This window comes from Rhodococcus sp. EPR-134, from assembly GCF_001647205.1.
Lineage (GTDB): Bacteria > Actinomycetota > Actinomycetes > Mycobacteriales > Mycobacteriaceae > Rhodococcus_F > Rhodococcus_F qingshengii.
Genome location: NZ_LVCT01000214.1, coordinates 1 through 7,782 on the forward strand (window position 1 = coordinate 1; position 7,782 = coordinate 7,782).

Here is a 7,782-nt window from a genome sequence, read left to right on the forward strand (position 1 = left end):
CGCGGATCATGCCCGCGCAGCGTGGTCGGCGAAGGTGCGAGAGAACCTCGAAGTCGACGGCGTTCGGCTGGCTCGACCGGTGCGTTCGACCGACGGTCGTTACGTCGTCTCGGGCTGGCGTGCCGACACCTTCATCGTCGGATCGCCGGAACCACGTCACGACGAAGTGGTCTCGATGTCCTGCCGACTGCATGCGGCGACGGCCTCGCTCGAGCGCCCGCGCTTCCTTGCGCAACCGCCCGTGCCGCCGTGGGCCGAGGTCGACGTATTCGTCGCCGCTGATCGCGCGGCATGGGAAACGGTTCCGCTGAGGATCGCGAAGGGCGTCGAGCAACTCGAGACGCCCACTCCTGACGGTCGCAAGAGTCTGGAACTGATCGCCGGGCTCGCTACTTTGCGTAAGCCGGTGCAGAGCCCGGACCAGCTCGTGCACGGCGATCTGTTCGGGACAGTGCTGTTCTCGGGCAGTATGGCGCCCGGAATCACCGACATCACGCCGTATTGGCGGCCGGCTGCGTGGGCCGCCGCCGTCGCTGTGGTCGACGCGATCTCGTGGGGCGGTGCCGACGAGGCACTGGTCGGCCGGTGGGAAGATCTCCCCGAGTGGCCGCAGATGCTTCTACGCGCGGTGATGTTCCGCTTGGCGGTTCATGTTCTGCATCCTCGCTCGACGGCGGACGCGTTCCCGGGGTTGGCCCGTACGTCCGACATCGTGCGCTTGCTGCTCTAGATCGGGGCGCCGGTACCGAAGTCCGAGACCAGGCCCTCGAACAGCTCGCGTGCGGCGTTCGAGGCGGCCACGGTGTTCCCGTCGACGACAGCGTTGACGAGGTTCGCGTGCTGCGAGTGGAATCCTTCGCCGGTTGCATCGATGTGCTGTTGGATCGTGGTCTCGATGACCGGGAGCAGGGAGTCGTAGAACTCCAGGTAGACCTCGTTGTGGCTGGCCGCGACGATTGCTCGGTGCAGGGCGACGTCCGCGGTGGTGGCAGCGTCGACGTCCTGACCCTCCCATGACGCGGTGCGAAGCTCGAGTAGCCGCGTCAGTTCGGCGATGTCGTCTTCGGTTCGCCGTGCGGCGGCGAGCGTGGCTGCAGTGATGTCGAGTGCGCGCCGAAGTTCGAGTACATCCCGCTGGTGGGCACCGGCAAAGTAGTTGCCGAGAGTGCCACCGAGGTCGGAGACAGCAACGACGTAGGTGCCCGATCCCTGACGACGTTCCAGCATTCCGGCGTGAACGAGCGCCTGGACCGCCTCGCGCACGGTATTGCGACCGGTCCCGGTCAGCTCCGACAGTTCCGGTTCGGTGGGGATTTTGGAACCGATCGGCCAGGTTCCGCTCCGGATCTCGTTGCGGAGTTGTTCGGTGACCTGCGAGATGAGACTTGCGCGTCGAACGGGTTGCACGTGGTTGTTTCCTCGGGTCCGGGTAAGTGGTGTGAATGTGACGTTAGATTACCGCGCTTGTGCGAGTTCGTCCGGTCATCCTATGATTTGCCGGTGACTGCTCAACTGGAGAGAACCGAAACCCGCTCGTTGATACAAGGCCGTGTGCTCGTCTTCGCTGCGATTGCGATGTCTGCGCTCGTACTTCGACTTGCGGTGACCTCGTTCTCGCCCTTGGCGGCCGAGATTCGCGACGAGATCGGCTTCTCCGCCTCGATCGTCGGTGTCTTCGGCATGGTTCCGACCGCAATGTTCGCCATCTTCGGTCTCGTCACTCCCGCCATCGCGAAACGTATCGGGCTCGAGCGGACGGCCCTCGTCGCGATGCTCATGGCCGGCGTCGGAATGCTGTTGCGCGCCATGATGTCTCAGACATGGTCGTTGCTGGCCCTCTCGGCTCTGGCGCTGGCAGGCATGGGAATCGGCAATGTCGTGATCCCGCCGTTGGTCAAGCGGTACTTCTCGGATCGCCTCGCCACCATGAGTTCGGTCTACATCGTGGCCGTGCAGATCGGCACCATCGTTCCGGCGTTCGTCGCAGTCCCGGTTGCCGACGCCTTCGGGTGGCGGTTCTCGATCGGCTGGTGGTCCGCCTTCGGCTTCGCCGCAGCAGTGCCGTGGTTGATCACCCTCGCTCGCTCGCGCAAGGCTCGCGCGAACGAAGCCGGGTCCGTCGAGAATGCATCGGATTCGGTTGCGGCAGTGGCAGAACAGCCACGCGGTCAGGTCTGGCGTTCTCCCGTGGCCTGGGGGATGGCCGGCATGTTCGGCATGACCTCACTGATCACGTATTCGATGTTCACGTGGATTCCCTCGATCCTTCGTGACGCCGGAGCCAGTGATGCCTTCGGCGGAACGATGGTCGGAATGTTCTCGGTGATCGGGCTCGTCGCAGCTTTCGGTGCACCGACGCTGTGCGCCCGCATGGCCAATCCCTTCCCTGTCGTGATCGCGTGTGCCGTCTGCTACCTGGTCGGCATGGGCGGGTTGTACTTTGCCCCGATGGCGGCGCCGGTCGTGTGGGTTGTCGTCCTGGGCCTCGGTCCGAGCACGTTCCCGATGTCGCTCACGCTGATCAACCTGCGTACTCGTTCGCACATCGGTTCCTCGGCACTGTCCGGCTTCACCCAGGGCATCGGCTACTCCGTTGCCTGCCTCGGTCCGCTCCTGTTCGGCGTTTTCCACGACGTGTCCGGTGGATACGCTGCGCCGTTCGGCCTGCTCGTCGTCGCTGTGATCGTGGTGCTCCTGGGCGCCTACCAGGCATGCAAGCCTCGGATGCTCGAGGATTCCTGGCACGCACCTGCGAAAAACTAGCTCACACCCGGTCTTGTTACCGGGTGAGGATCAATTGACTTCGCGGTCATCGCACGCAGCACCGGCGCAATAACCGTTTTCTACCTTTGGGTCTCCAACATATTCAGGAGGCCCTGGTGAGTCATTACATCGAGCATTGGGATGCAGAGGACGTCGACGCCTGGGAATCCGGCGGCAAGGACATCGCGAAGCGGAACCTGATCTGGTCAGTGGTAGCCGAACACGTCGGCTTCTCGATCTGGTCGATCTGGTCCGTGATGGTGTTGTTCATGCCGACGGATATCTACGGCATCGACGCGGCCGGAAAGTTCTTCCTCGTCGCAGTGCCCACACTTGTCGGGTCGGTCCTCCGCATTCCATACACGGTTGCCACCGCACGGTTCGGCGGTCGTAACTGGACCGTCATGAGTGCGCTGTTCCTCTTCGTACCAACACTTCTCACGCTCTACCTGATGATGAATCCGGGTGCGTCGTACACCACGTTCATGTTGGTAGCGGCCACTGCAGGTATCGGCGGCGGCAACTTCGCGTCGTCGATGACCAACATCAATGCCTTCTACCCGCAACGCCTCAAGGGGTGGGCGCTCGGTCTCAATGCCGGCGGCGGCAACATCGGTGTACCGATGATCCAGCTGATCGGTCTGCTGGTGATCGCCACCGTCGGTAACCGTGCTCCGTGGATCGTGTGCGCTGTCTATCTCGTGTTCATTGCGGCCGCTGCCGTCGGTGCCGCGCTGTTCATGGACAACCTGGGCAACCAGAAGTCGGACCTGCGCTCGATGGCCAAGGCACTCAAGTTCTCCGAGTCGTGGGTGATCAGCTTCCTGTACATCGGCACGTTCGGTTCCTTCATCGGATTCAGCTTCGCCTTCGGTCAGGTTCTGCAGATCAACTTCCTCGCCGGCGGTGCCACTCCGGCCGCGGCCGCGCTGCATGCAGCCCAGATCGCCTTCATCGGTCCTCTCCTCGGTTCGATCGCTCGCCCCCTCGGCGGCAAGCTGGCCGACCGGATCGGCGGCGGCAAGATCACCATGTGGACGTTTGTCGCCATGGCATTCGCTGCATCGATTCTCGTGACGGCCGGAACGATGGACGACAACACCGCGGGCGTCGCCAGCGCCGGGATCATGGTGACATTCGTTCTCGGATTCATCGCTCTGTTCCTGCTCTCCGGCATCGGAAACGGATCCGTTTACAAGATGATCCCGGCGATCTTCGAGGCGAAGGCTCAGAGCTTCGACCACATGGATCGAAGCGAGAAGGCGACGTGGTCGCGCAGTATCTCCGGCGCTCTCATCGGATTTGCCGGTGCGGTAGGCGGTTTGGGCGGCGTCGGCATCAACCTGGTGCTGCGCGCGTCGTACAGCAGCCCCGCGAAGTCGGCGACCATGGCCTTCTGGGTGTTCCTGGCCTTCTACATCGCCTGCATCGCAGTCACCTGGTTCGTCTTCCTGCGCAAGCCGTCGACGCTGACCACAGACGTCGACGAGGCGAAGGTCGCAGTCACGGCGTGAGCGGTCGGCGGAATCTCAGAACTATCTCGTACCTCAGGAAGTAGGCGTCATGAGCAAGTCGGTTGTTGTCATCGGACACGGAATGGTCGGACACCGATTCGTCGAGGCACTGCGTTCGCGCGACGAAGCGAACAACTGGTCGGTGACCGTACTCTGCGACGAGCAGTACGCAGCGTACGACCGAGTCGGGCTGTCCTCGTACGTCGGAGCGTGGGACCCCAAGGAACTGGCACTGGCCGGCAACGATTACGTCGGCGACAGCCTGGTCGACCTCCGTGTGGGGGAGGGCGCGCTCGCGATCGACAAAGATGCACGCACGGTCACGACGACAACCGGCGAGACGATCTCCTACGACGCGCTGGTGATGGCGACCGGTTCGTATCCGTTCGTGCCTCCCGTACCGGGGCACGACGGCGACGGATGTTTTGTCTACCGCACCCTCGACGACCTCGACGGTATCCGGGCCGCCGCCGAGAAGGCTGGTCCTGGCGCTGTCGGCGTCGTGGTGGGCGGAGGTTTGCTTGGACTCGAGGCCGCAAATGCTCTCTCGCTCATGGGGATGACGGCACACGTCGTCGAGCACAATGCGCGATTGATGCCGATGCAGGTCGACGAGGGTGGCGGCGCACTGCTCGCTCGCCTCGTCACCGAACTCGGGCTCACTGTCCACACCGGTGTCGGGACGGCGGGAATTTCGCAGGCCGACAACGGAATCGTGGTCGAACTCTCCGACGGCTCCACCATCGACGCCGCGCTGCTCGTCTTCTCCGCCGGAGTACGTCCGCGTGATCAGCTGGCCCGCGACGCCGGGATCGCAGTGGGGGAGCGCGGTGGCATCCTGACCGACCTCGGCTGCGTGACTTCGGACGAGAACGTCTACGCAGTCGGCGAATGTGCTGCGGTGGAAGGCCGTTGCTACGGTCTGGTCGCTCCCGGTTACACGACGGCCGAGATCGTGGCCGATCGTCTGCTCGGCGGCGCCGCGGATTTCCCGGGCGCGGACATGTCCACCAAGCTCAAGCTCATGGGCGTCGACGTCGCCAGTTTCGGTGACGCGATGGCGACCTCACCGGGCGCCCTCGAAGTCGTCCTCAGCGACGCGTCCAAGGGGACGTACGCAAAGCTCGTGGTCTCCGACGACGCGAAGATCCTGCTCGGCGGCATTCTTGTCGGTGACGCATCGGCCTACGCGTCGCTGCGCCCGCTGGTCGGTCGCGAACTACCCGGTGACCCGGCGACATTGATCTCGCCTGCGGGGGAGAAGCCGGGTGCAGGCTCGCTGCCCGACGACGCCGAGGTGTGCTCGTGCAACGCCGTGACGAAGGGAGCCATCTGCGGTGCAATCGCAGCCGGCGCATGCGACATCGCTTCGGTGAAGGCGTGCACCAGCGCCGGAACCACTTGTGGCGGTTGCCTTCCCACCGTGAAGCAGCTGCTGGCCGATTCCGGCGTCGTGATGTCGAAGGCACTGTGCGAACATTTCGCGCAGTCGCGGGCCGAGTTGTTCCAGATCGTCCAGTCGACGCAGACCAGAACCTTCTCGGCGCTGATCGCCAAGTACGGCAAGGGCGCCGGTTGCGACATCTGCAAGCCCGTAGTCGCTTCGATTCTGGCATCGACGGACTCCGATCACATCCTGCACCGCCAGCAGGCGTCGTTGCAGGACACCAACGATCACTTCCTCGCGAACATCCAGAAGAACGGTACGTACTCCGTGGTACCTCGGATGCCGGGCGGCGAGGTCACGGGTGAGCAACTCATCGTCATCGGAGAAGTGGCGCGAGACTTCGGCTTGTACACGAAGGTGACCGGCGGTCAGCGCATCGACCTGTTCGGTGCCCGCGTCGAACAGTTGCCCGCGATCTGGAAGCGCCTCGTCGACGCCGGGATGGAATCGGGTCAGGCGTACGGCAAGTCCCTCCGGACGGTCAAGAGTTGCGTCGGTTCGAGTTGGTGCCGCTACGGTGTCCAGGATTCGGTGGGTATGGCCGTCGACCTCGAGAATCGCTACCGCGGTCTGCGTTCGCCGCACAAGATCAAGTTCGGCGTCTCGGGTTGCGCCCGTGAATGTGCCGAAGCGCGAGGCAAGGACGTCGGCGTCATCGCGACGGAGAACGGTTGGAATCTGTATGTGGGCGGTAACGGAGGACAGTCGCCCAAACACGCTCAGTTGCTTGCCGGAGGCCTCGACGACGCGACCTTGGTCAAGTACATCGACCGCTACCTCATGTTCTACATCCGTACTGCCGATCGCCTCCAGCGCACGGCGCCGTGGGTCGAATCACTCGAAGGCGGACTTGATCACCTCAAGGCCGTGATTTGTGAAGACAGCCTGGGTATCGGCGAAGAACTCGAGGCACTGATGGCCAAGCACGTCGAGGGTTACCAGGACGAATGGGCCGGTGTGCTGGGTGATCCGGAGAAATTGTCGAGGTTCGTCTCGTTCGTCAACGCACCGGAAGAAGCCGACCCGACGGTTGTGTTCGACGAGACCGGAGTGCGCAAGGTTCCGGTCCTGATGGGCATGCCGAGCATCCCCACGCGCCGGTAATAGTCGCGTAACCCGTGGGAAACACGGGATCCGTAGAAACGTAGACAAGAACCCGCGCGACGTTGTCGCCGGATCGACAGGAGGACTTCGATGAGTGTCATCGATGCGCAGATCGCCAAGCTGGATTCGGATCGACTCGAATGGACGTCGGCCTGCCCGCTGAGCCATCTGATCCCTGGACGCGGAGTTGCCGTGCTTCTTCGCGGCGGCGAGCAGGTGGCACTGTTCCTACTCGAGGACGGCACACTCCGGGCTGTCAGCAACTTCGATCCGTACGGCCGCGCCGCGGTGATGTCTCGCGGACTCGTCGGCGACCGGGACGGTGAGCCGATCGTGGTCTCGCCACTGCTCAAGCAGGCGTTCTCGCTGGTCGACGGCCGGGCGCTGGACGACTCGTCGGTTGCGCTGCCGGTGTACGGCGTTCGCGTGTGGGCTGGAGTCGTTCAGGTACACAGCTTGCAGATGCAGGGCGTTCGCTCGACTGTCTCCGATGCAGTCTCGTGAGTGACGACATGCCGTTGGCTGGATTCACGGTAGGTATCACTGCTTCGCGCCGCGCCGAGGAGTTCGCGACCTTGCTGACTCGTCGGGGAGCGGATGTCGTTCACGCTCCGGCGATTCGAATCATTCCGTTGGCCGACGACCGTGAGCTCGAAAGGGTGACACAACAGATCATCTCGGATCCTCCCGAGGTGGTCGTCGCCACCACCGGCATCGGGTTCCGTGGCTGGCTGGAAGCCGCCGACGGATGGGGCGAAGCCGAAAGTCTCGGTTCTGCGCTCGGTTCGGCTCGTCTACTCGCGCGAGGACCGAAGGCCAAGGGAGCAATCCGCGCGGCCGACCTTCGTGAGGAATGGTCACCGGCATCCGAGTCTTCCGCCGAGGTGCTCGAACATCTTCTGGCAGAAGGTATCTCGGGAAAGCGGATCGCCGTTCAACTGCATGGTGCGACCA

At 63.6% G+C, this 7,782-nt stretch carries 7 protein-coding genes; 6 read left to right on the forward strand and 1 reads right to left on the reverse strand.

The window, feature by feature from the left end; all coding sequences use genetic code 11:
• Positions 1 to 730, forward strand: a 730-nt coding sequence (locus A2J01_RS09670) for a TIGR02569 family protein (RefSeq protein WP_064112601.1), incomplete at its 5' end; no start/stop codon positions are given.
• Here A2J01_RS09670 and A2J01_RS09675 read toward each other — a convergent pair.
• Positions 727 to 1,407 carry a FadR/GntR family transcriptional regulator gene (locus A2J01_RS09675; RefSeq protein WP_003942319.1) on the reverse strand — a complete coding sequence of 227 codons (681 nt, stop codon included), beginning with the start codon at positions 1,405 to 1,407 and terminating at the stop codon, positions 727 to 729. The two genes, A2J01_RS09670 and A2J01_RS09675, sit on opposite strands and share 4 nt — an antisense overlap.
• A 93-nt stretch (positions 1,408 to 1,500) precedes the next feature.
• On the opposite strand from A2J01_RS09675, the gene A2J01_RS09680 reads away from it, so the two are divergent.
• The 5 genes from A2J01_RS09680 to A2J01_RS09700 all read left to right on the forward strand — a co-directional run.
• Positions 1,501 to 2,763, forward strand: coding sequence for an MFS transporter (locus A2J01_RS09680; RefSeq protein WP_064112602.1), 1,263 nt, complete (start codon positions 1,501 to 1,503; stop codon positions 2,761 to 2,763).
• 113 nt (positions 2,764 to 2,876) lie between these two features.
• Positions 2,877 to 4,277: an MFS transporter gene (locus A2J01_RS09685; RefSeq protein ID WP_085989607.1), complete on the forward strand. Its 1,401-nt coding sequence runs from the start codon at positions 2,877 to 2,879 to the stop codon at positions 4,275 to 4,277.
• Positions 4,278 to 4,326: 49 nt separating this feature from the next.
• Positions 4,327 to 6,828, forward strand: coding sequence for a nitrite reductase large subunit NirB (nirB, locus tag A2J01_RS09690; protein ID WP_003942314.1), 2,502 nt, complete (start codon positions 4,327 to 4,329; stop codon positions 6,826 to 6,828).
• Positions 6,829 to 6,918: 90 nt separating this feature from the next.
• Positions 6,919 to 7,332 carry a nitrite reductase small subunit NirD gene (gene nirD / locus A2J01_RS09695; RefSeq protein ID WP_042922175.1) on the forward strand — a complete coding sequence of 138 codons (414 nt, stop codon included), beginning with the start codon at positions 6,919 to 6,921 and terminating at the stop codon, positions 7,330 to 7,332.
• The coding region (locus A2J01_RS09700; protein ID WP_197494191.1) for a uroporphyrinogen-III synthase at positions 7,329 to 7,782 on the forward strand (454 nt) is incomplete at its 3' end. The genes nirD and A2J01_RS09700, both read left to right, overlap by 4 nt.